The following is a 1,427-nucleotide window of genomic DNA, read 5'->3' as shown; positions in this document are numbered from 1 at the left end:
TATGTTCTTTCGATAGATTCTCTGCAATAATTGTGAAAGTCTTGCCATCAGCCAAATGCAAGGTCATTTTGGGTAATTGTGGAGCACCGAATACATATTCTGCACTCACCGGATCTACCGGATAGAATCCCATCGCACTAAGCATATACCAGGCAGACATCTGTCCGCAATCATCGTTTCCACAAAGTCCATCAGGTTTGTTCTTGTATTGAGTATCGAATATTTCTCGAACCAGTTCTTGTGTACGTTCCGGACGACCTGCCAGTGCATATAAATAAGTTACATGATGACTTGGCTCATTGCCATGAGCATACTGCCCAATCAGTCCGGTTACATCTGACAGACTTTCGCCTTCCAACTTAACGGTAAACAATGAATCTAACTTATTCAGGAAAGGCTCTTCACCGCCAAATAACTGGATCAATCCCGGTACGTCATGTTGTACATGCCAGGTATATTGCCATGCATTTCCTTCTGTATAATCTCCACCGATACTTTCGGAATGTCCTAGTGCACTTGGATTAAATGGAGCTTTCCAAGTTCCATCAGCCTTGCGCGGACGCATGAACTTCGTTTGCGGATCGAACATATTCTTATAATAATCAGCACGTTTTGCAAAATATGCCGCATCTTCCTCTTTACCCATACGACGTGCCATATCGGCAGCAGCATAATCATCATATACCGATTCTAAAGTAGAAGATACAGATTCAGCTTTTATCAGGTCTGTCGGGAAATAACCATATTTTGTATAAACTTCCCAATCGGACTTCAACGGATGAGACACCGTCTGCGTCTTCTTTATTATATTGAAAGCACGTTCAGCATCGAAACCACGGAATCCTTTACGATAGGCTTCGGCAATAACTGATACGCCGTGATTACCAATCATACAGAAATTCTCTTTGCCCCACAATCCCCAAATGGGTAAGAAACCTTGCACTTCACCTTGTTCAATAAGAGAATTAACAAAGCCATCCACACGTTCGGGAATCATTAATGTATAAAATGGATGAGCAGCACGATAAGTATCCCACAAAGAGAATGTGGAATAGAAAGTACCCGTTCCGGCTTTCACTATAGAATCGGCAGCATTACGATACATACCGTCCACATCCGAAATCTGATTGGGTTGAATCAATGCATGATAGAAACAAGTGTAGAAATTTGTTTTTTCATCATCCGTACCGTCTATTTCAATACGGCTCAAATAGTTATTCCATTCATTATGGGCAGCAGTCTTCACTCCTTCAAAATCCCAGGCAGGAATTTCTGCTTCCAGATTCTTTTTAGCCCCATCTACACTGGTAGTAGAAAGCGCCACTTTCATCATCAGCTCGTCTCCCGGTTGCATATCGAAAGAGGCAATAATACGTTTGCCTTTTTCTGTCTCTCCCATTGGAAGATAAATCGAATCGACTACCGGA

General features: G+C 42.2%; 1 protein-coding gene. It reads right to left on the bottom strand.

Translation table 11 applies throughout. From position 1 onward, the window contains the following. On the bottom strand, window positions 1-1,427 hold a 1,427-nt coding region (locus AB5935_RS25095), incomplete at both ends, for a GH92 family glycosyl hydrolase (RefSeq protein ID WP_368327766.1).

This window comes from Phocaeicola sp. RTP21198st1_B8_RTP21198_201120 (assembly GCF_040929485.1).
GTDB classification, from domain to species: domain Bacteria; phylum Bacteroidota; class Bacteroidia; order Bacteroidales; family Bacteroidaceae; genus Phocaeicola; species Phocaeicola dorei.
The sequence above is the reverse complement of the archived record's forward strand: the minus strand, read 5'-3'. Positions and strand labels throughout refer to the sequence as shown.